Annotated in this window: 18 protein-coding genes; 6 read left to right on the forward strand and 12 right to left on the reverse strand. The window is 66.6% G+C overall.

Translation table 11 applies throughout. The features are described from left to right. The first annotated feature begins 55 nt into the window (after positions 1–55). Positions 56–1,294 carry a S8 family serine peptidase gene (locus AC4BCK_RS05620; RefSeq protein ID WP_490566720.1) on the forward strand — a complete coding sequence of 413 codons (1,239 nt, stop codon included), beginning with the start codon at positions 56–58 and terminating at the stop codon, positions 1,292–1,294. A 21-nt stretch (positions 1,295–1,315) separates the two neighbouring features. Here AC4BCK_RS05620 and AC4BCK_RS05625 read toward each other — a convergent pair whose 3' ends face one another. Then, the gene (locus AC4BCK_RS05625) at positions 1,316–1,732 is read right to left on the reverse strand and encodes a hypothetical protein (protein ID WP_490566721.1); all 417 of its coding nucleotides are present in this window, start codon (positions 1,730–1,732) and stop codon (positions 1,316–1,318) included. Between the two features lie 40 nt (positions 1,733–1,772). Beyond that, positions 1,773–3,098, reverse strand: a complete 1,326-nt coding sequence (locus AC4BCK_RS05630) for a GAF domain-containing protein (protein WP_490566722.1) — start codon at positions 3,096–3,098, stop codon at positions 1,773–1,775. Positions 3,099–3,270: 172 nt separating this feature from the next. Between AC4BCK_RS05630 and AC4BCK_RS05635 the strand changes: the two genes are divergently transcribed. The 3 genes from AC4BCK_RS05635 to AC4BCK_RS05645 all read left to right on the forward strand — a co-directional run bounded on the left by AC4BCK_RS05635 (position 3,271) and on the right by AC4BCK_RS05645 (position 8,048). Then, on the forward strand, positions 3,271–5,070 hold the full coding sequence (locus tag AC4BCK_RS05635) for an NAD(P)/FAD-dependent oxidoreductase (RefSeq protein ID WP_377086354.1): 1,800 nt from the start codon (positions 3,271–3,273) through the stop codon (positions 5,068–5,070). A gap of 15 nt (positions 5,071–5,085) precedes the next feature. Continuing rightward, the gene (locus AC4BCK_RS05640; RefSeq protein ID WP_490566723.1) at positions 5,086–6,141 is read left to right on the forward strand and encodes a 2,3-butanediol dehydrogenase; all 1,056 of its coding nucleotides are present in this window, start codon (positions 5,086–5,088) and stop codon (positions 6,139–6,141) included. Positions 6,142–6,212: 71 nt separating this feature from the next. Next, positions 6,213–8,048 carry a gamma-glutamyltransferase family protein gene (locus AC4BCK_RS05645; RefSeq protein ID WP_490566724.1) on the forward strand — a complete coding sequence of 612 codons (1,836 nt, stop codon included), beginning with the start codon at positions 6,213–6,215 and terminating at the stop codon, positions 8,046–8,048. A 39-nt stretch (positions 8,049–8,087) separates the two neighbouring features. Here AC4BCK_RS05645 and AC4BCK_RS05650 read toward each other — a convergent pair whose 3' ends face one another. The 9 genes from AC4BCK_RS05650 to AC4BCK_RS05690 all read right to left on the reverse strand — a co-directional run bounded on the left by AC4BCK_RS05650 (position 8,088) and on the right by AC4BCK_RS05690 (position 18,290). Then, positions 8,088–9,560 (reverse strand): multicopper oxidase family protein, encoded by a 1,473-nt coding sequence (locus AC4BCK_RS05650; RefSeq protein WP_490566725.1) that lies wholly within the window; start codon positions 9,558–9,560, stop codon positions 8,088–8,090. Further along, positions 9,560–9,805, reverse strand: a complete 246-nt coding sequence (locus AC4BCK_RS05655; protein WP_400598779.1) for an SHOCT domain-containing protein — start codon at positions 9,803–9,805, stop codon at positions 9,560–9,562. The genes AC4BCK_RS05650 and AC4BCK_RS05655 overlap by 1 nt, the downstream gene beginning before the upstream one ends. A 137-nt stretch (positions 9,806–9,942) precedes the next feature. Continuing rightward, positions 9,943–11,211 carry a Wadjet anti-phage system protein JetD domain-containing protein gene (locus tag AC4BCK_RS05660; RefSeq protein ID WP_377086349.1) on the reverse strand — a complete coding sequence of 423 codons (1,269 nt, stop codon included), beginning with the start codon at positions 11,209–11,211 and terminating at the stop codon, positions 9,943–9,945. After that, positions 11,201–14,629, reverse strand: a complete 3,429-nt coding sequence (locus tag AC4BCK_RS05665; protein WP_251425683.1) for an ATP-binding protein — start codon at positions 14,627–14,629, stop codon at positions 11,201–11,203. The genes AC4BCK_RS05660 and AC4BCK_RS05665 overlap by 11 nt, the downstream gene beginning before the upstream one ends. Continuing rightward, a complete protein-coding gene (locus tag AC4BCK_RS05670) occupies positions 14,626–15,273 on the reverse strand; it encodes a DUF4194 domain-containing protein (RefSeq protein ID WP_251425681.1) in 648 nt (215 codons plus the stop codon). Before AC4BCK_RS05670 ends, AC4BCK_RS05665 begins: the two co-directional genes overlap by 4 nt. Continuing rightward, positions 15,270–16,712 (reverse strand): DUF3375 domain-containing protein, encoded by a 1,443-nt coding sequence (locus tag AC4BCK_RS05675; protein WP_174175339.1) that lies wholly within the window; start codon positions 16,710–16,712, stop codon positions 15,270–15,272. Before AC4BCK_RS05675 ends, AC4BCK_RS05670 begins: the two co-directional genes overlap by 4 nt. A gap of 99 nt (positions 16,713–16,811) precedes the next feature. Further along, positions 16,812–17,213 carry a type II toxin-antitoxin system VapC family toxin gene (locus AC4BCK_RS05680; protein WP_174175341.1) on the reverse strand — a complete coding sequence of 134 codons (402 nt, stop codon included), beginning with the start codon at positions 17,211–17,213 and terminating at the stop codon, positions 16,812–16,814. Then, positions 17,210–17,473, reverse strand: coding sequence for a type II toxin-antitoxin system Phd/YefM family antitoxin (locus AC4BCK_RS05685; protein ID WP_174175343.1), 264 nt, complete (start codon positions 17,471–17,473; stop codon positions 17,210–17,212). The genes AC4BCK_RS05680 and AC4BCK_RS05685 overlap by 4 nt, the downstream gene beginning before the upstream one ends. A 49-nt stretch (positions 17,474–17,522) precedes the next feature. Then, entirely contained in the window at positions 17,523–18,290 is a 768-nt protein-coding gene (locus tag AC4BCK_RS05690) for an alpha/beta fold hydrolase (RefSeq protein ID WP_174175345.1), read from the reverse strand. Positions 18,291–18,546: 256 nt separating this feature from the next. Between AC4BCK_RS05690 and AC4BCK_RS05695 the strand changes: the two genes are divergently transcribed. Together AC4BCK_RS05695 and AC4BCK_RS05700 are read left to right on the forward strand one after the other, a co-directional pair. After that, positions 18,547–18,750, forward strand: coding sequence for a cold-shock protein (locus AC4BCK_RS05695; protein ID WP_066274236.1), 204 nt, complete (start codon positions 18,547–18,549; stop codon positions 18,748–18,750). 399 nt (positions 18,751–19,149) lie between these two features. Next, on the forward strand, positions 19,150–19,998 hold the full coding sequence (locus tag AC4BCK_RS05700; RefSeq protein ID WP_490566726.1) for an esterase/lipase family protein: 849 nt from the start codon (positions 19,150–19,152) through the stop codon (positions 19,996–19,998). 8 nt (positions 19,999–20,006) lie between these two features. On the opposite strand, the gene ctaD is transcribed toward AC4BCK_RS05700, so the two are convergent. Next, complete coding sequence (ctaD, locus tag AC4BCK_RS05705; protein WP_174175655.1) at positions 20,007–21,761, reverse strand: aa3-type cytochrome oxidase subunit I; 1,755 nt, start codon at positions 21,759–21,761, stop codon at positions 20,007–20,009. Positions 21,762–21,846: the final 85 nt, after the last annotated feature.

A 21,846-nucleotide genomic window follows, 5' to 3' on the forward strand; every position in this document is an offset into this window, starting at 1 on the left:
CAGCATCTCCCAAAGGGCCCTATCCGGCCAGGGCTGCGAGGAGCAAAATGACGGGATGAAAAGACTCCTTACTGCCGGTTTCGCGGCGGCGGCGCTGGTACTGGGCGGGATCACCCTGGCAGCCCCCGGTACCGCAGCCGAACCGTCCCACATCGCCGGGCAGATCATGGTCAAGTTCCGGGACCACGCCGCGGCGGCCGCCGTGCTGCGGGGATACGGGCTCAGCGACGGACCCGAAATCGGCGGCACCGGCGCCCACCTGATCAAGGTCCCGGCCGGGAAGGAAATCCAGCTCATCGAAGGGCTGGACCGCAATCCTGCCGTGGACTATGCGGAGCCGGACGAGGTGGTCACGCCCGCGTCAAACGACCAGTACTTCGACCGCCAGTACGCCCTGAACAACACCGGCCAGTCCTTCACGAACACCGCCGGCACGCTGACTGTCGGCGCGGGCAAGGCGGATGCTGACGTGGATGCGGCCGAAGCGTGGGGCCGCACCACTGGCGGCGGCGTCAGGGTTGCCGTCCTCGACTCGGGAGTCGCCAGCGACAACCCGGACATCGCGCCGAAGGTGGTGGCACGGGCGAATTTCAGCGGGGCCAGCACCGGCGAGGACAACTACGGCCACGGCACGCATGTGTCCGGAACTGTTGCGGCCACCTCCGAAAACACCATCGGCGTGGCCGGGGTGTGCCCGGCGTGCAGCATCCTGGACGGCAAAGTCCTCAACGACAGCGGCGTCGGTTCGAGCTCAGGCCTCGCGAACGGGATCAACTGGGCGGTCAATAACGGGGCGAAGGTGATCAACATGAGCCTTGGGGTGCGGGCGTCACGCACTCTCGAAGCAGCCGTCAACAACGCGTGGACCAAGGGTGCCGTGCTGGTGGCCGCTGCCGGAAACGGCGGGAACCAGACCAAGATCTACCCGGCCGGGTATGCCAACGTCATCGCTGTCGCCGCCACGGACAACTTCGACGCCAAGGCCTCCTTCTCCACCTACGGGGCAAGCTGGGTGGACATCGCCGCCCCCGGCGTCAACGTCTACTCCACCTTCCCGAACCACAAGTTCTACCTGGGAACACAAAACAACCGCTCGCTGGGCTACGACGTGGGCAACGGCACCTCGATGTCCTCCCCGATTGTGGCTGCCACAGTTGCCCTCGCCTGGAGCGTCAACCCGCAAGCGGGCAACACGGCCATCCGGGAGAAGGTCCAGTCAAGCGCCGACAAGATCTCCGGCACCGGCACCTACTGGGCCAACGGCCGCGTGAACGCGAACAACGCGGTCCGGTAACCGCAGCCCGCGGGTTGAAAGCTAGGACCCGGTTGCCTGTCCGCGGCGGAGGTTTTTCAGGTGGAGGTAGGCCATCAGCACCAGCAGGGGAGTGTGGATGGCCGGCAGGTTGTGGGCGAACCACCGGGGCAGGTAGATGTCCGTGACCGAGCCGGACTCGGCGCCGTACCGCTTGGCCAGGCCGGTGAGGGGGCAGCGGAACCCGTTTCCGGTGAACACCAGGGTTTCGGCGGTGACCACCGTCGCGGCCAGGCCAACCTTTTTATCGGTGCGCCCGGCCAGCCCGGTGATGAGCAGATAAACAACGCACGACTCGATCGACAACCACGCCAGGGTGTGGACTGCCTTGATGGCCACGACGGCAGCATGGTTCTCACTGGTCTCCGCCCCATGGCGGGCAGCGTCATGTTGCCGCAGCCAAGGGTGTCTCCTGCTCACCTCTGCAACTTCCCATGTGGTCCCCGGGTGCAGAAGTGCCCTAAGTCCCGCCGATGGCGAGGTTTGCCTCCGCCGCTGCCGCTCCCGCGCTGAATGACAAATACCGCGCATCGCTCCTGCCCACGAGTTTCCCCAGCGCCTCCACCGCCTGCATGTCCGCCGAGCCCATATCCGTGGACAGCCAGCGGATGATCAGCGCAGGGTCCGTGCTGGCACGAACAGCCGCTCCCAGGGCGAGGTCCAGCCGGTCCCGCAGGAGCTGTACCGCCATGTTTCCGGAACGGCTGAGCAGGGGAGCGCGGTAGGCCTCCAGCGCGGCAGCCACGTTGCCCCCGCGGAGCAGCCGCAGGACCCGGCTGGCATCCGACCGCCCGGCGAGCCGTTCCTCCAGCCGGTATGGGTTGGACGCTATGGCATCGCCCAGCAGGGACCGGACCCGGAACATTTCCGTCCGGATGGACGCTGCAATACCCGCATCGCCGTGGAGCTCATAGGCCAGTTCTTCAGCGCTCCAGCCCTGCATCCGCGAATCCAGCAGCGCCAGGATCTCCGCCCGCCGCAGGGTCAGCGGCACCCGGCTGCCGTTCCGGAACACCGCCGCCGGCTGGTCGCCGAGCAATTCAAGAGTGTCAACTGCCGCCGAAGGCCGCACTGCGGTTCCGGTCCGGCAAGGCTGCCGGGAAGCAGGAGGCGGGGAAGGGGCACCCAGGGACGCGCCGCCGTCGGACGTCCTCAGCAGCGCCTCCGCCATGCTCACGGCGCACCGCACCATCCGCAGCGTGTCCGCAGTAAGGGACTCCAGTGGCCCTGAAACGTCCAGCACGCCCAGCAGCCGGCCGGTGGAAGGATCGGTGATGGGCGCCGCGGTGCAGGCCCACTCGTGGTGCGTGCGGACCAGGTGCTCGGCGGAGAACAGCTGCACCGGGCGGCCTGTGACCAGCGCCTCGCTGATGGCGTTGGTGCCGATTCCCGCCTCGGACCAGTCGGCCCCTTCGGAGAACTCCAGCCGGTCCGCCCGCCGGAGCACCTGGGCGCTGCCCACCCGCCACAGGATCTCGCCGGTGGCGTCCGTGAGCACCAGCAGGTGCCGTCCGTCGCTGGAGTCGTCGGCCAGCAGCTCGCTGAGCGCCGGCATGACCTGCTGCAGCCGGTGCTCCCGCCGCAGTTCCAGGACCTCGGAGACGTCGTGCAGGTGTCGGGGGCTGTGCTGGTCAGGGCTGATGCCCAGCGCCATGGACCGGCGCCAGGAGCTGGCAAGCAGTTCCGGGATTTCGGGCCGCGGAACGCCGGAGATCACCAGTTCATGGGCGCGGCGCAGCACGCGCGAGTACGCCGCCGGGTCCGAGAACTTCAGGCCGTGGTCCATGGCTCCCTTCCACCGCCGTCGCCTTCGCCCGGCGGTGCTGCGTGCAACGCTGCTGTAACCCCCACTGCGTTTCACTGGGGTGACGCAGCTCACGCCCGCCCAGCATATCGCAGGGTGCAGGACGGAAACGGAGCCGCCCCAACACCACGGACCATCACACAAAGGAGTGGACATGACCGAATCACCAACGGCAGCCGCGCAGGCCTGGCTTACGTCACTGGATGACGCCCTGCAGCGGCGCGACGTGGAGGCGGCGCTGGAGCTTTTCGGGGACGACAGCTACTGGCGGGACTTCGTGGCCTTCACCTGGAACCTCAAGACGCTCGAAGGCAAGGCCAGCATCCGGCGTATGCTGGAAGCCACCCTTGACCGTGTCCAGCCCGCCAACTGGGTGCTGGCCGAGGACGCCACCGGCAGCGCCGCCGCCGATGGAACGGTGGAAGCCTGGGTCACCTTCGAAACCGGCGCCGCCCGCGGCTACGGCCACCTGCGGCTGCGGGACGGCAAATGCTGGACGCTGCTCACCACCATGCAGGAACTCAAGGGCTTCGAGGAGAAGAAGGGCCCGCGCCGCGAGCAGGGCGTGGCGCACGAAATCACCCGCGGCCGCCGGTCCTGGCTTGAGCTCAAGGAAGAGCAGGAGGCGCGGCTCGGGTACGAGGAGCAGCCCTACTGCGTGATCATCGGCGGCGGGCAGGGCGGGATTGGCCTCGCGGCGCGGCTGCGGCGGCTGGGCGTGCCCACCATCATCATCGAAAAGAACCAGAAGCCCGGGGACTCCTGGCGCAACCGCTACAAGTCCCTGCACCTGCACGACCCCGTCTGGTACGACCACCTGCCCTACCTGCAGTTCCCGGATGACTGGCCAGTCTTCGCCGCCAAGGACAAGATCGGCGACTGGCTGGAGCACTACACCCGCATCATGGAGCTGAACTACTGGTCCGGCACCGAGTGCGTGGGTGCGGAGTACGACGACGGCACGCAGGAATGGGCGGTCAACGTCCTCCGCAACGGAGAACCGGTGACCCTCCGGCCCAAGCAGTTGGTCTTCGCCCTGGGCGTCTCCGGCTACCCCAGCATCCCCACGTTCGACGGCGCCGAGAGCTTCCTGGGAGAGCAGCGGCACTCCTCCCAGCACCCCGGCGGCGGGGACTGGACGGGCAAGAAAGCCGTGGTGATCGGCTCCAACAACTCCGCACACGATATCTGCGCGGACCTCTGGGAGCACGGCGCCGACGTGACCATGGTCCAGCGGTCCTCCACCCACATCGCCCGGAGTGAATCGCTGATGGACCTTGCGTTGGGCGGGCTGTACTCGGAGAAGGCTCTGGCTAACGGGGTGACCACCGAGAAGGCCGACCTCCTTTTCGCCTCGCTGCCCATGCGGATCCTGCCGGAAACCCAGGTACCCGTGTACCAGCAGATGGCCGAACGGGACGCGGAGTTCTACTCCCAGCTGGAGGCCGCCGGGTTCGATCTGGACTTCGGCGTGGACGGCTCCGGGCTCTTCGTGAAGTACCTGCGGCGCGGCTCCGGCTACTACATTGACGTCGGCGCCTCCCAGCTGATCATCGACGGCCGGGTGAAACTGAAATCAGGGCAGGTTTCCAAGATCACCGGCAACGCCGTGGTGATGGCGGACGGCACGGAGCTGGAGGCCGACCTGATCGTCTACGCCACCGGCTACGGCTCCATGAACGGGTGGCTGGCGGACCTGGTCTCTCCCGAGATCGCAGACCGGGTGGGCAAGTGCTGGGGATACGGCTCAGACACGCCAAAAGACCCTGGTCCCTGGGAGGGGGAGCTGCGCAATATGTGGAAACCAACCAACGTCCCCAACCTCTGGATCCACGGCGGCAACCTGCACCAGAGCCGGCACTACTCCTCCTACCTGGCCCTGCAGCTCAAAGCCCGGATGGAAGGGCTGGAGACGCCGGTGTACGAACTGCAGCCCAGCCACCACACCCGCTAAAGGAAGAAACCCATCATGAAGGCAGCACGATTCCACGCCCGCAAGGACATCCGCATCGAGGACATCCCGGAGCCGGACCTCCGCGCCGGGGCGGTGGCCATCGACGTCGCGTGGTGCGGCATCTGCGGCACCGACCTGCACGAATACCTCGAGGGCCCCATCTTCTGCCCGGCACCTGGGCACCCGCACCCGCTCTCCCACGAGGAATCCCCGGTGACCCTGGGACACGAATTCTCCGGGACGGTCTCTGACGTGGGCGAAGGGGTGACAGGCCTGGCGAAGGGGGACAACGTCGTCGTCGAACCCTACTTTGTGGACGGGGACTGCGACATGTGCCAGGCAGGCAGCTACCACCTCTGCCGGCAGATGGGCTTCATTGGACTGTCCGGCGGCGGGGGAGGGCTGAGCGAGAAGATTGTGGTGGACTCACGGTGGGTGCACCCCATCGGCGACATCCCGCTGGATGAGGCGGCGCTGATCGAGCCGCTGTCCGTGGCCCATCACGCCGTGGCGCGCAGCGGCGTGAAGGCGGGAGATACGGCACTGGTGGGCGGGTCCGGTCCCATCGGGCTCCTGACCGCCGCCGTCCTCAGAGGGATGGGGGTAACTACGATCATCAGCGAGCTGACCGCGGCGCGGAAGGAGAAGGCCACCTCCAGCGGCGTGGCGGACCACGTGCTGGACCCGAGCAAGGAGGACGTTCCGGAGCGGGTGCGGGAGCTGACCGGCGGTGCCGGGGCCGACGTCGCCTTCGAGTGCGCCGGCGTGAACGCGGTGCTGGACACCATGCTCGACGCCGTCCGGCCGGGGGGAGTGGTGGTCAACGTGTCCATCTGGGGCGCGCCCGCCACCATCGACATGCAGAAGGTAGTACTCAAGGAGATCGACCTGCGCGGCACCATCGCCTACGTCCGCGACCACCCCGCCGTCATCAGGATGGTGCAGGAGGGCAAGGTGGACCTCAAGCCGTTCATCACCGGCCGGATCGCCCTGGAGGACCTGGTGGAGCAGGGGTTCGACACCCTGATCAACCACAAAGACACGGCCGTCAAAATCCTGGTGCATCCGTAGCGGACCCCGGCCGGGGAGGCGGGCGTGGCGGTCACGGCCGCCTCCCAGCCGGGTCCTTAGGATTGCACTCCATGGCGTACACACCGGCAGGCAGCTTCACCACCCGCCCCACCCTTCAGGGCACGTTCGGCATGACGGCCTCCACCCACTGGCTGGCCACGGCCTCGGCGCAGGCGGTGCTGGAGCGGGGCGGGAACGCGTTCGACGCCGCCGTGGCCGGCGCATTCGTCCTGCACGTCGTCGAACCACACCTGAACGGCCCCGGCGGGGATATGACGGGCGTGTTCACCACCGCCGGCAATCCCTCGGAACCCGTTGTGCTCATGGGGCAGGGCCCCGCCCCGGCCGCGGCAACCCGGGAGCACTACCTTGCCGAAGGGCTGGAACTGGTGCCCGGCGCCGGTGCGCTCGCCGCCGCAGTGCCCGCCGCCGTCGACGCCTGGCTGCTGCTCCTCCGCGACCATGGCACGTGGGACCTGGCGGACGTGCTGTCCTTCGCCATCGGCTACGCCCGGAACGGGCACCCCGTCCTGGACCGCGTGGCCGGCACCATCGCCTCCGTTGCCGGGCTGTTCAGGGAGCACTGGCCGACGTCGGCCGCCCTCTGGATGCCGGACGGGAACGTTCCGGCAGGGGGAGACATCGTGAAGAACGTGGCCTACGCGGACGTCCTTGAGCGGCTCATTGCCGCCGGCCAGGGTATGGAGGCCGACGGCGGCACGCCAGCGCCGCGGCCAGCGCGGATCGACGCCGCGCGGCGGGAGTGGCGGGAGGGCTTGGTGGCCAAGGCGGCGGTTGAGTTCCTGGCCGAACCGCACCGCCACTCGTCCGGCACGGACCATGCCGGCGTGATCACGGAAGCGGACTTCGCGGGATTCTCGGCCGGCTACGAGGCCGCCGCCACGCTGGAGTTCCGCGGCCACACCATTGCCAAGACCGGTCCGTGGGGGCAGGGGCCGGCGCTGCTGCAGACGCTCGCGATCCTGGACGGGTTCGACGACGAGCACCTGGATCCCTCCACCGAGCTCGGCGCGCACACCATCCTGGAGGCGCAGAAGCTGGCCATCGCGGACCGCGAGGCGTACTACGGCGACGCCGCGGTGCCCCTGGACTACCTGCTGGGCAGGGAGTATGCCGCGGAGCGCCGGCAGCTGATCGGGGAGAAGGCCTCGCACGCGTTCCGGCCCGGCGGGGTTCCCGGCCACACGCCCTTCCTGCCGCCGCTGCGCACGGAGTACCTCCCGCCGTCGCTCGCTGCCCGCGGGGACGGTGCGTTCGCGGGCGTGGGCGAGCCGACGGTGCAGTCCACCGGGGAAACCCGCGGCGATACCTGCCACATCGACGTGGTGGACCAGTGGGGGAACATGGTCTCAGCCACCCCGTCCGGCGGCTGGCTGCAGTCCTCCCCGGCGGTCCCCGGGCTTGGCTTCTGCCTGGGAACCCGGCTGCAGATGACGTGGCTGGAGGACGGCGCCCCGTCCACGCTGACCCCCGGCAAGCGGCCGCGCACCACGCTGACGCCCACGCTGGTGCTCCGGAGCGGCCAGGCGGTGGCGGCGCTCGGGTCGCCGGGCGGCGACCAGCAGGACCAGTGGCAGTTGCTGTACCTGCTGCGGACGATTGTGGGCGGATATGAGCCCCAGCAGGCCATCGACGCGCCCGCCTTCCACACCACGTCCATCCCGGGGTCCTTCTGGCCCCGCACCTGGACGCCGGGCGGCGCTGTTGTCGAGGACAGGCTTGGGGACGGGGTGATCGCCGGACTTGAGGCGCGCGGCCACGTGGTGTCCCGGGCGGGGGACTGGTCCCTCGGCCGCCTGTCGGCCGTGGTGCGCTGTCCAAAGACCGGTGTGCTGAAGGCTGCCGCCAACCCCCGGGGCGGGCAGGGCTACGCGGCCGGGCGGTAGCTCGTTGCGGTACCCAACGCTGTGGGACTGGCGCCTGGCTCAGCGGACCTCAATGACTCCCATCATGCCCTGGTCCTCGTGGTCCAGGATGTGGCAGTGGTACACGGAGCGGCCGGTGAAACCCGTGAACCTGACCCGGACCTTCACCTGGCCGTTAGCGGGGATGTTCACCACATCCCGCAGGGTCACCGAGTCCGGGGCGGTCCCTGCCTGCTCCACAACCTGCATCGGCCAGACATGCAGGTGGAAGGGGTGGTCCATGGGGCTGGGGTTGAGCAGCGTCCACTCTTCCACCGTCCCCGCCGCCGCAACGGTGTCCGTGCGGTCCGGATCGAAGGTCCGCCCGTTGATGGTGAACGACATCATTCCCATGCCCATCCCCATGCCCGTCCCTGTGGCGAGGGTCAGTTCCCTGTGGGCTGCGACCACCGCGGTCCGCAGGTCCTCCGGTGCCGGCCGGGCGGGCACCGGCGGCGGGGTTGGCTGCTCGGTGGCCGGGGTTCCGGACACCGAGAACGTTGCCAGCACAAGGTCCCCCGTGCCACCGGCGCCCTGGCCGCGGCCGCCCCGTCCCATCATGCCTGCCATGCTTCCCCGGTTGTAGTAGCCGGACCTGAGGGCGGACACGCCGGCGGTGGCTGTTACCAAAATATCGGCACGGTTGCCCGGAGCAAGCAGCACCTCGTCCACCGCCTGCGGTGTGGAGAAACGGGACAGGTCAATACCCAGCAGCTCCCACTGCTGTCCGTCCAGCCGGAGCCGCAGGTAGCGGGCAACGCACGTGTTCACGATCCGCCACCGCTCGCGCTCGCCCGGGCGGGCGGAGAACTCCGGGCTGCTGTGGCCGTTCACCAGGACCAGCCGGCCTTCGCGCCCGAGCATCCGGTCCATTGGTGAGGCCTCCGCCAAGGCGCCTGAGCCATCCAGGGTGACGTCCGAAACCACGAGGGTTCGTTCCCGGCTGACAGCTGGCGCGTCCTCCTCCTCGACGATGATGGCGCCGAAAAGGCCGGCGGAAACCTGGTCTGCCACCATGCCGTGGTGGTGGGGGTGGTACCAGTACGTTCCGGGCGGGTGGTCCGCGGGGAGGCGGTGCTCATAGCTGAACGACTGGCCCGGCGGGACCATGACGAAGACGTTGTCACCATTGCCCTGGGGCGAGACGTGGAGGCCGTGGACGTGCAGGTTGGTGGGGACGCCCAGGTTGTTGACCAGTTCGATCTGGAGTGTGTCCCCGCCCCGCACCCGCAGGGTGGGGCCGGGGACGCTTCCGTTGTAGCCAAGGACGGATGCCCGCAGGCCACCGAGCGGCACCGATACGGGCGAAGCCTCGAGCCGGACCTTCAGTTGTCCCTCAGTGCTGCGCAGCTGCTCCGGCTCGGTGAGCCCACCGCCGGCTTCGGGGGAGAAGCGGGAGGTGGCCGTCCACAAGAGTCCGGCTCCGCCGGCCACCGTGGCCGCCGCTCCCAGGCCTCCCAGCAGCAGCGCCCTCCGCCGGCTGATGGCACGCATCAGCGGCCCTCGCCGAGAACCCTCAGCCGCTCGCGGTATTCCTCCTCGGAGAGTTCACCCCGGGCAAAGCGTTCATCGAGGATCTGCTGCGCCCGGGTCCGGCCGGCCTCAGGCCCCGGCAACTGCCGCGGTTCAGGATGGCGTTCTGGCGTCCTCCCGGTGCCTGACAACCGCACTGCCACCAGCAGGAGGACGCCCCAGAGCCACATCATCCAGCCCATGTTCGAGCCGTAACCCCACATCATGACCGGCGCCCTTTCGCCCGCAAACCGCTGATAGGGCGATACTCCGCCGGTTCCCTCCCGGCCGCCAGAGTCCGAAGTCCTTTGAGGTCCGGCCAACCCACATCCGGCCAACCCAAACCCGGTCAACCCAAACCCGGTCAACCCAAAAGACGTGCCAACGCCCAGTCCCAGCGGATCAGTTCCTGCTCCAGCCGGACCGCGCGTCCATGTGCGTCGTTTTGCAGTTTTTCGTAGAGCGCCGCCTCGCCAGCGGTCAGCCGGTCCAACGCAGCTGTGGACGGTGCAGGCTCGCTGCCCCAAACGTCCCGGTGCGCAAGAAGCGTCGCTTCATCCATCAGCACGCTCACAACATGTGGGTGGACAGCCCTGAGCTGGTCAAGGATCTGGAACCCGTGGGTATCCAGGTCGCCCCAATACACGACTTCGCAGTCCCGCAGCCACGCTGCATCCCGTAGCGACGAGAAACCGTACCCTCCGCCGTAGATCGCCAAGGTTCCGGGCCGTTCCGGAAGGGCCAGGAAGTTCACCAGGTTCTCCGTGATCAGCACTTTCGTGACCGGCAGGCTCATTGTGCTGAACGCGTCAGCCGTCACCGTGACATCCCGCGCGTTGCCCAGCAGCTGAACAGCAGCATCCAGTGAACGGAACCGCACGAGCTCCGGAGGGTGCAGGAAACCATGCCTGGCGGCAAATCGGGCGGCGGGAGTCCGCGGGGAAGGCTGTCCCAGGAGGGAGCCGGCTTCAGTGGCCACGCCAGCCACCTGCTCCACGGCAGCCTCCGGGGCATCGCCGCCCGCCGTTTTCGCGGACAGGGTTCCGAGTAGTTCGTCGATCACTGTCCGGTTGCCCTCGATGAACTTGGTGTGCACGCCGGGTAGGCTCAGTTGGCGGACGTAGACCCCGGGCTCCGGGTTGTCCCGCAGCCACAGTGCAATACGTGCTGCTGTGAGTGCGTCGGCGCCCAGGTCCAGCAGCTTCAGCGGCCGCCGCAGCGCCCAGGCCCGGAACATCGGATCCAGCCCGGCCAGTCCCTCGGCCAGTTCCACGAACCGGGCGGCATCTCCTGCCTTGCCCGCGAACGCAATCTCATCCTGTGCCGAAACGAAGACGACGGCGGACGGCAGATGATTGGCCCCGATGGTGTTGCGCCCCACCTGGGTAGTTTCCAGGGTGAAGGGACCCGCGGCGTCAAACAACCCGGCCGCCCACGCGCGCGCCTCCGCGTAGTCACGCAGGAGGGCCGCCGCCGTCGGCCGCTTCAAAGTACGACGGCGGGGGTAGGCCCCGCTTGGATCCAGCAGTTCGCGGAGGAGGGCGCCGTTGCTCCAGGCCTTCAGCGTCAGGGTGCGAAGGTCCGCAGGCGTGGTCCATCCCTGTGCCCGGCCCGCGGAGCTGTCAGCCGGCACGCCGGTCCCGCTCGTCCCGGTACTCCTGGATGGTCATGTTCCGCAGTTGTGAATCATTGCCATTCGTATTGGCCACGAAGCCCACGTGTGCCACAAACGGCTCAATCACGTGGATCTTCTGCAGGGGAGTGACAATCAGCAGCTGCAGCTTCATGCGCTGGAACAGCTCCAGGCCGTAGCGTGCAGACTCGTCGGAGCCGCGCCCAAACGCCTCGTCGATCACCACAAAACGGAAGCTGCGGCCCTTGCCCTCACTCCTCCCGGCACCGGCAGGAGACGGCTTGGCGCCCAGCCCGAACTGGAACGCCAGCGCTGCAGCCAGGATGGTGTAGGCCAGCTTCTCCTTCTGGCCGCCGGACTTGCCGCCGGAATCGGTGAAGTGCTCAAACTCCTCTCCGGTCTCGGTCCACTTCTCGGAGGCGGAGAACGTAAACCAGTTCCGCACGTCCGTTACTTTCGCGGTCCACCGCTCGTCCAGGGCGGTGAAGCCGTCCCGCCCGCGGAACCGTTCAATCAGGCGCTCCACCTGCAGATACTTCTGTTCGGAGTACTGGTCCTCGTCCCCGATGGTTCCCTCCGAACAGGCCCGCAGGTCCGTTCCGAACTGCCGCACGTCCAGGTCCGTGGTGTTTTGGTGCTCCAGCTGGATGTGCCGGCCGCGGTTGTATTCAATGGTGGCCAGGGACTCGTTGATCTTGTTGATCCGGCTGACGATGTCCTGCCGGCGGCTGTCCAGGAACGCATTGAACGCCACCACTTCGTGGATGGTGTTCTGGTTAAGGGACTCCTTGAAGTGCGCCTCGAACTTGGGCAGATCGTTCTTCTCCAGCTGCTCGAGCAGGCGGCTGTAGTCTCCGGCGGCATCGAGGGACGCGTCGATCTCCGTGGTTTCGTTTGGATACTTGTTCCGAAAATCGGCCATCAGGCGCACCGTGCCGGCCTCCGCCGTGGCCAGGCGCTTGGACAGCGCATCGATGGCCTTTGTCAGCTCCTGCCGCACCGCGCTCTCCACGGCAACGGTGTTCTTATAGGTGAGGATTCTTTCCCCGGGCGCCCCGGCGGCGAGGCCGGCCACGGATGCCAGCAGGCCGGCGTCGTCCGTCAGCGGGTCCTCCGCCAGCACGGCACGGCACTCGGCGATAGCCTCCGCCAGGTTCTCGGTGTCCTTCTCATTGGCTCCGAGCCGCTGCTGGATCTTGCCGGCCCGCTCTTCGAAACGCTGCAGGTCACCCTTCAGGGCAGCCTCCCGGTCCGCAAGTTCCTGGAGGATGTTGCTGGCCGACTCCAGCGCCCGCCGCTCCTCCTTGGACTCCTCGATCCGCCGGGCTGTGCGCTCCCAGCTGATCTCCCCGAAATCCGCCACCGAGCGCAGGGTGCCGAGTTGCTGGTTCTTCCGGCCGAGGTCGCCCAGCTGGCGGTCGACGTTGGCCAGCTGCGTCGCAGCCACTTGGAGCTGGCCCTTTGCCTCCTCCAGCTCGGCCAGGAACCTGTTGATCTTTTCCTGGTTGTCCCAGCCCAGCACGTAGTTCCGCCGGTCCGCGATGTCCTTGCGGTCATCCTTCTCATGCCGTCCCCTGCCGCCCTTGAGCTGCCCGTTGGCGGTGAGTGCTTTGGGAAAGCGCCGGAAGTCGGCCAGCGTGTCACAGCAGACGTAGTCGAACCGGCCGGCCAGTTCCTCCAGCAGGAAGTCGCGAAACGGCGTGCCCTGCTTGATGGCGATCTTGGCAGCCAGGGTTCCGGGTTCGGCGGTCCGGGCGGAGTACGAATCACCCACCTTCAGGTAAACGAGCTTGCCCTTGAGGTTGTTTGTGTCCACCCAGCTGCTGACCGCAGCGTAGTGCTCGGCCGGTACCAGCAGGGACAAGGCGAAGCCCCTGAGGGTCCGTTCGGCTGCGCCTTCCCAGGCGGCTTCGCCGTCGCGGAGGCGCAGCAGCTCGCCGACGAACGGCAGCGCCTTCTCCGGCACGCCGGTTCCCTCGCACAGCCGGCGGCGGATTCCCACCTGGTCCAGCGGCAGCAGGTTCCGCCGGGACTGGAGGCTGGTGAGTTCCGCTGTGAGGTCTGCAGCGCGTGCGGTCCGGACGGTGCGCGTCATGGTCAGCTCGGTGCGCTGCTCCTGGAGGTCCCTGTTCTGTTCCGCCAGCCCGGATTCCACGGCCGCCAGACCGTCCCTGTTGGCGTCGAACAGCACCCGGTCCTCCGGGGCCCGCAGGCCCAGCTCCGCGGCGGCGGCTGCATAGGCCTGGTGCCGGGTACGTTGGACGGCGGCTTCCCGCTCGAGCCGGGCGATCTCTGCGTCGATGGCCGCCAGCCGGCCGCCGCCGTTTGACCGGATGTCCTCGGCAACGGCGCTAAGACTGTGCCGGAGTTCGGTGATGCGGGCGGTGACGGACGCATTGTCCTCGCGGAGCCGCTGGCCGGCGCTGTCCAGCTCGGCGGCATGCTCAAGGCTGAGGATCAGCTTCTGGTTGGTGAACCACGGGTGCAGCTGGTCCCGCTGGTCCCTGGCCTCCTGGTCCTCGATGGTGAGTTTGGCATGCCTGGCAGCGCCCTCACGGATGGGGGCCAGCATGGCGATCTGGTCCTTGGCGCGCAGCACGGCACCGTGGGCCTTCTTGAGGTCGTCGAAGTGGTGGATCAGGTTCTTGATCCGGCTCTCGACGTCGTCTTCGTCCAGCATGTTGGTGCGCACGAAGGAGGTGATGTTCTCCACCTGCTTCATGGACACCGTCCGGTGGAAGAGCTCCATGGCCTGGTTCCCGCTGATCCCGAACTGGCGTTTGAATGCTGCAGCGTAGGGCTCGAAGGTGTCGTGCACCGTGGCGCCGGCTGCCTTGAGCTTCTTCTTCAGTTTGAAGGGGTCCTGGCCGAAGTTGGCGAAATCCGCCGCGATGGTCTGGTCCGTTTCCGCGAGTGAATAGAAACGGTAGGGCTGGCCCGCCTCCTGGACCGCCCACAGCGTGACGGCCAGCGTCACCGACTTGTCCATCACCGCATTGCGGAAGACGGCGAGCACCACCGTAAGCGTTCCCGTACCGCGCAGCGACACAGGTTTGGAGTTCTCTCCGCCGGTGCTGCGGGTGCTCTTGTGGTACCCCCGCACGTAGGACATGAGGGTGCGTTCCCTCTTCTGGGCACCCGCAGCCTTGTTGTATTCGATCTTGTTTGCCGGCAGCAGGAGCGTGGTGATGGCATCCACCACCGTTGACTTACCCGAACCTATGTCGCCCGTCAGGAGGCTGTTCGCCCCGTCCAGGCGGAACGTCCGCACGCCCTGGTGGAACGTGCCCCAGTTGAGCAGCTCCAACCGGTGCAGCCGGAAGCCCGGGGGAGTGCCGGCGTCGTCCGCGCTGGACCCTTCCGGAGCCTTCGCCGGGTCCTCAAGGCTGAACAGGCTGTCCTGCAGATCGGCGGTCACGGCAGTTCCCCTTCAGTGGTGCTCTGAGAAGTTTCCGGTGGAGCGCCGGAGGGTTCCTCCAAGGACGCCCGGTAGTCAGCGAGCCGCGCGTCGAACTCCTCCAGCCACTGGGCGTCGACATAGGCCTTCAGGATCCTGGCCACCTCGTAGGTGGCGGCCTGGTCGCGGAGCCTGCGGAGGAAGCCGAGCTCAACCACTTTTTTTATGGTGACGCCCAGCTTGTCCAGGATCTTGGCCTGGTTGCTGGAGTCCGGCAGGAACACCGCCACCATATCCACGATTTCCTGCTCCGTCATGATGAGCCGGAGCTCGCTGCTGTTGGTGTCGAACTCAAGCATCCGGCCGCGCAGCAGGGCCAGCAGGAGGCTGACGTCAAAGGTAAGCCGGCGGCGCGGAATCAGCCGGGGCAGGTTGCCCTCAGGGTCCTCCCTTGACCGCAGGAACGCGTAGCCCTCCGACTCGTCCAGGATCAGGTCCAGCCCCAGCACCACCACATAGTCCCGGACCTGGGATTCCAGGGTAAGGAGGGACTGCCACACTTTCTCGTCCGACTCGGCGTAGAGCACGCCACGGAACAGACGGGTCACGACGCCGGGCAGTTCCTCGGGCGTGCGGGCGGTTTCCATCGTCTCACTGGGGTTCATGCCGGCCTCACAAAAATGATCTGGTCGATGGTTGCTTCGCGGATGCTGCCGTCGGCGAGCTTCCACTGCAGCTGCTGCGGAACGTCGTCACGGATGCTGGCCCATTCGGATTCGCTGGCCAGTTGGTAGTAGGCCACGATTTCGGCGAGTCCCTGCTGCAGGGGATGGGCCTGGGTCACTTCAACGAGTGTGGCCTGCTCGGCGCCGGCCAGGACGGCATCCACATTCGCCTGCAGCCGCTCCTTGTCCACGTGGAACTGGCTGAACAGGGCACCGGCGTCCACCTCCGAATCATCGGCGGCCAGCACGGCGTCGTCCACCATCGTCTTCCGGCTTGGCTCGTACAGCGGCCGTTCGAAGGGCAGGGCGACATCCACCGACTGCGCGGCGATCTCCATGAAGACGCCCGACGGCGGCGCCTCCCGGGTGCCCAGCGCACGGGATTCGATGCTTCGCACCAGCCGCATGATGCGCTTGTTTTCGAGGAAGACTTTGTCATCCAGGAGCCGGCGCATCTGTTCGGAGAGTTGGCGGACGGTGCCCTGTGTCTGGTCGACGGCGGGCAGCCAGTCCTGGTGCAGCCTTGTCACGGCGTGCAGGTCCTCCACGCCGGAGAGCGCTTCGATTTCCGTGGCACGCTGCAGCAGGTCCTGCAGTTCGATGCGCAGCTGGGGCGACATCAGATAGTCCCAAAAACCCTGGAACGTGCGGCCCTGGAGGGAACTGCTGATGCCCTGCTGGTTCGCGAAGATGGTCTCCAAAAGTTCGCCCTGGGTCCCGTCCCAGGTGGCGATCTGTTCGCGCACCTGCCGGTCCAGCTTCCGGAAGTTCTGCTCCACCTCCCGGAAATCGGAGAGCAGATCTTTGGCGAGGGTGGTCAGCTGCTGGAAGTGGTCCAGTGCCTCAGGAGCGGTCATCACCCTGATGTTGCCGTCCCTGATCCGCTGCATCTCGGCATCGATGCCGTCCCGCTGGCGCTGCAGCTCGGCGAGCCGGACTTCGGGGTCGGTCTCCGACTGCTGCACCAGGGCCTTCAGGACCGCGAAGATGCTGGTAAGCCTGGACTGGGTGGCCACGAAGTCCCGCCCGCGAAGGTTCTCCACCCACCGGACCACGTCCTCGGCGGCGGGGGTGAGGTCGTAGTGCGGTTCGTCCTGGCCGGGAACGTAATACTTCCGCAGCCAGGCCTTTTCCGGCGCTGCCCAGTCGTCCAGGTACTCCCCGGCGGGCCGGGGGAACTTGTCCTCGCCGTAGACGTCCCGGAGGCCGAACAGGACGTCATCGAGGTGGTCGATGAGCTGCTGCCGGCCGATATCCCGCTGGTTGGGCCCGGTGAAGGCCTTCATGAAGAAGGACAAGGCCAGCGGCGCGTTCTGCGCCCGGAGCAGGGACCATCCGGCGTGGTTCTCACGCAGGCTGTTGATGGCGTAGAAATCCAAGGCGTCCTCAGGGGGCTTCCGGCGGCCGAATGACTTATGTGCCCAAGCTACACGCAGCCGCCGACAATTGCGGAGGAGGAGGGGTGAGTCACGTCCTCGTTACGGCCCGGTCCGCATTCCCGGGGACAGGACGTTGATGCCGGCATCAACCGCTGCGGTGAGGAGTTCGACGTCGTACGAGACAAGAACGTCAACCTGCAGACGGATAGCAGTGGCCAGGTGAATGGCATCCGCGCTGCGCAGCCTGCCCGGCAGAGCCGCTGCGTACATGAGGTCCGAACGTACAAGATCGACCAGGTTGATGCCGCCGAGCGCTGCATTGACCAGTTCGCCGTGTATCGCACGGCGGCGCGCTGCGCAGTGGAGTTCTGTGTAGAGGAGCATGGACGCAACCAGGCTGTGGGTCTGGGAAGCTGCTGACAGGTACGCCGCCAAGGTGGGCGATTCCTGCTCCTCCACCACGAGTTTGAGGACTGCCGATGTATCCGCGTAAATGATCAACGGTCACCGCGAAGGTCGTCCAGAATCTCCTCCGTGCTGGATTCCAGAGTGACCCGGTGCAAGGCGGTGAAGTCGACGGGTCCAGTTGCGGGGCGTACCTGGCCTGCCAGCAGCAACCGTTCAAGGGGGGAAGCTGACGGCGGGATGAGTGTAGCGGCGATTTCGCCATTGTTGGTGACGTCGATTGTCTCCCCGTTCTTCACGCGTTCGAGGATCTTGCTGCTCTCGTTCCGCAGTTCACGGTGTGGAATTGTTGCCATAGCGCACCTCCGTAGCAAGTGTAGCAACCCAGGTGGCCCGGGGGAAGGTTCAGTCGCGTCCTTCCGCTTGCTCCCAGTGCCGCCGCAGCATCTCCGCCAGCCTGACGGGCTCCATCCGGTGGGGCGGGTCGAAGTGGTGGCGCTTGGCGAAGACTTCAAGATGGAAGTCCGGGAAGAAGACCCGCGCCAGCCGGCCGGCAATCTCGCCGTAGTCATCCGGGTTGCTCAGGCCGCCGAGGGCGCAGAACACGGGCGGGCGGAACGCCGCCAGGCGTTCCCGGTCCAGGTCGTAGCTCCGGAAGGTGCGCAGGAATGCCTTGATTCCGGCCGGCCGCCTGGCCATCCACGGCGGCGGGGGACCCGGCGGTGGCGGCGGAAGGACGACGTCGGGCTTGACTCCCAGCCTCATGAAGGCGGGTATGAGCTGCTCCGGAGGGAGGGCCTCCAGCTGTTCGTACTTTTTCCAGATCTCCGCGTGGGCGGGGCTCCAGTCCCAGGTCCCGGCCCAGGCGGGCTCCAGCAGGGCCAGGCTGAGCAGCCGCTCGGGGTGTTTCGCGGCGAAGGCCAGCGCCGCAGCCCCGCCGCCGGAATAGCCCACAAGGTGGAACGTTTCCCATCCCAGGGCATCAGCCTCGCGCAGCACGCCGCTGACCTCTGTGTCCAGGCTCCAGCCGGGCGGAGGCTCGTCCTCCGTGTAAAGCTCCAGGTCCTTGGCCACCGCCTGGACGTCCGGCCCCAGGGCTTCAATCAGAGCGCCGTACGCTTCCTGCGCGGGGAAAACGGCGCCCGGAAGCAGGATGGCCCGCATCGGTTCCATGGCAGAACCATACGCCTGGTGCCGCTGCTCCTGACAGGCCTGTGAAAGGGGACTGGGGTACCTCGGAGGCCGGTTGGTAAATGCTGCGCGCAATCTCCTGTAGTGTTGATCCTGTTGTTGTGTTTATGCAGTTGGTAGTTCAGGCAGTACGCGCGGTCGAAAGTCCGCGTTCTTCTGAAGTAGCGGTTTTGAACACCCCACACCGGAGGGCCCGAAAGTCGGGACTTTCCCTCCACCTTCACGAAGGACAAAAATAATGGCTACTGGTACCGTCAAATGGTTTAACGCTGAAAAGGGCTTCGGCTTCATTTCCCCCGATGACTCCTCACAGGACGTTTTCGCACACTACTCTGCGATCGCTTCCTCCGGCTTCCGCTCACTCGAAGAGAACCAGAAGGTCTCCTTCGAAACCGAGCAGGGCCCCAAGGGTCCCCAGGCCGTAAACATCCAGTCCCTCTAATTCCTTAGAGAAACTGGGGCCTTAGGGTTTCAAAGTTTGAAAGCATGGCCGGTCACTGACCGGCCATGCTTTTGTTTAACCCGCCTGTGCCAGCACGCCCCGCGATGCGGCGGCGCCGGTGCCGGATGTGAACGTTTGTGCAGCCGCCATGAACCGCTGGCCAGGCCCGGGCATTGGTCAGGCACTCCGCGCACGGCAGCCCATTTAGCTACTGACCAGTAACAACACGTGCTGAGCGTGCCAGGCGGTCCACATCCCGCGGGCTTGCGGCTTCCTCACGCAGCCGCGCACGTCCGTTCAGTTCACGCCGCTGCCGTACCCGGCGTGCCTAGCATGGAAACCGGGCCCACAGCCTGGCTTCCGGCCCTGCACCCGCTGACACAAAACAAAGAGGTTTCCATGTCGCTGCTCACCAGAACCTTGTCCCTTGCCGCCTCCGCTGTCCTGGCCTCATTCCTGGCCGTGGCACCCGCCCAGGCGGCCGTCGTCGAAATTTCCCCTCCCGGCGCGAATGACTGGTCCTGCACGCCAACTGCCGAACACCCCTATCCGGTGGTCTTGGTGCCCGGAACGTTCGAGAGCATGGTGAAGAACTGGTCCACCCTCTCGCCCTACCTCAAGAGCCAGGGCTACTGCGTGTTTGCCCTGAACTACGGCGAGACGAACGGCGTCTACGCCACGGCCCCCGTGGCGGACTCCGCCCAGGAACTCGCCCCGTTCGTTGACGCGGTCCTGGCTGCCACCGGCGCCAGGAAGGTGAACCTGGTGGGCCACAGCCAGGGCGGCATGATGCCCCGCTACTACATGGGCTTCCTCGGCGGGGCCAAGAAGGTCAACCAGCTCATCGGCATCGCCCCCTCCAACCACGGCACCGAGGGCGTGATCATCCCGCCGCCGGAGGTCCTGGAAGACCCGGACTTCACCGCGCTCGGGTGTGCCGCGTGTGCCGACCAGCAGGCCGGCTCCCCGTTCATGCAGAAGCTCAATTCCATCGGTGACACCGTGGCCGGGCCGTCGTACACCGTGATCTCCACGGTCTATGACGAAGTGGTGATCCCGTACAACAGCCAGTTCCTCGCCGGCCCGGCGCGGCAGGTCACCAACATCACCATCCAGGACAAGTGCCCGTTGGACGTCTTCGAGCATGACCAGACACCCAACGACCCCGTGGTCCACCAGATCGTGGCCCACGCCCTGGGCAGGAGCTCAGGCCCGGCGGACCCGGCCTACCAGCCTCGCTGCGTGTAGCCTCTTCGCTACTCGTCCGGGCTCGGGCTGCGGACGTCCTTCTGGCCAATGTCGGCAGCGCCCAGTGCCGCCGCCGCCGGGCCGTGCGTGGTGTCGTGCTCGCGGACCCGGAGCTCCGGGTGGTGCAGGTCCAGTGCCGGCCGCTCCGAACGGATCCGGGGCAGCGACGTGAAGTTGTGCCGGGGCGGCGGGCAGGACGTGGCCCATTCCAGCGAGGCGCCGAAGCCCCAGGGATCATCCACGGTCACCTTCGTCCCGGTCCGCCAGGTGATGTAGACGTTCCAGAAGAACGGGAGCAGGGAAGCTCCCAGGAGGAAGGACGACATGGTGGAGAACTGGTTCATCCACGTGAAGTTGTCCTCCACCAGGTAGTCGGCGTACCGGCGGGGCATGCCCATGACGCCCAGCCAGTGCTGGATCAGGAAGGTGCCGTGGAAGCCCAGGAACAGCATCCAGAAATGGATCTTTCCAAGGCGTTCGTTGAGCATGGTGCCGGTGAACTTGGGCCACCAGAAGTAGAACCCGGCGAACATCGCGAACACCACGGTGCCGAAGACCACGTAGTGGAAGTGGGCCACCACGAAGTAGGTGTCGGAGACGTGGAAGTCCAGCGGCGGGGAGGCCAGGATGATGCCGGTGAGGCCGCCGAAGAGGAACGTGACCAGGAAGCCGATGCTCCACAGCATGGGCGTCTCGAAGGTCAGCGAGCCGCCCCACATGGTGCCGATCCAGTTGAAGAACTTCACTCCGGTGGGCACTGCGATCAGCATGGTCATGAACGCGAAGAACGGCAGCAGCACCGAGCCGGTCACGTACATGTGGTGGGCCCAGACGGTCATGGAGAGTGCTGCAATGGCAATGGTGGCGTAGACCAGGCCCTTGTAGCCGAAGATCGGCTTGCGGCTGAACACCGGGAAGATCTCGGAGACGATGCCGAAGAACGGCAGGGCGATGATGTACACCTCGGGGTGGCCGAAGAACCAGAACAGGTGCTGCCAGAGGACTGCTCCGCCGTTCTCCGGATCGTAGATGTGGGCACCGAAGCGCCGGTCCGCACCAAGCGCGAACAGGGCGGCTGCCAGCGGCGGGAAGGCCATGATCACCAGGATTGAGGTGACCAGGGTGTTCCAGGTGAAGATCGGCATCCGCCACATGGTCAGTCCCGGGGCGCGCATGCAGATGATGGTGGTGATGAAGTTGACCGCACCCAGGATGGTCCCGAAGCCGGACAGCGCCAGGCCGAACACCCAGAGGTCACCGCCGATGCCCGGACTGAACGTGGTATCGGAGAGCGGAGCGTAGGCAAACCAGCCGAAGGACGCGGCGCCCTGGGGCGTGATGAAGCCGGACATCGCAATGGTGGAGCCGAAGAGGAAGAACCAGAAGGCCAGCGCATTGAGCCGCGGGAAGGCCACGTCCGGAGCGCCGATCTGCAGCGGCATGATGAAGTTGGCAAACCCGGCGAAAAGCGGGGTGGCGAACATGAGCAGCATCGCAATGCCGTGCATCGTGAACAGCTGGTTGTACTGCTCCTTGGTCTGCAGGATCTGCATGCCGGGCTCGAACAGCTCAGCGCGGATGAGCAGGGCCATCACCCCGGCCAGGCAGAAGAAGGCAAACGACGTGATCAGGTACATGTACCCGATGGTTTTGTGGTCGGTGGTGGTGATCCAGTTGACCACCATGCTGCCCTTGCTGCGCTTCGTGACAGCCGGCGCGGCGGTGGCAGCGAGCCCTTCAGTTGAATGTTCCGCAGTGGCCATCTTCCACCTCACCGAATCTTCCGTATGGCGCGGCAGGTCCTTCATGGGCCCTACTTTGAAGGCTACTCAGGATCATGGCCTCCGG

It is taken from the genome of Pseudarthrobacter sp. As-47 (assembly GCF_058215595.1).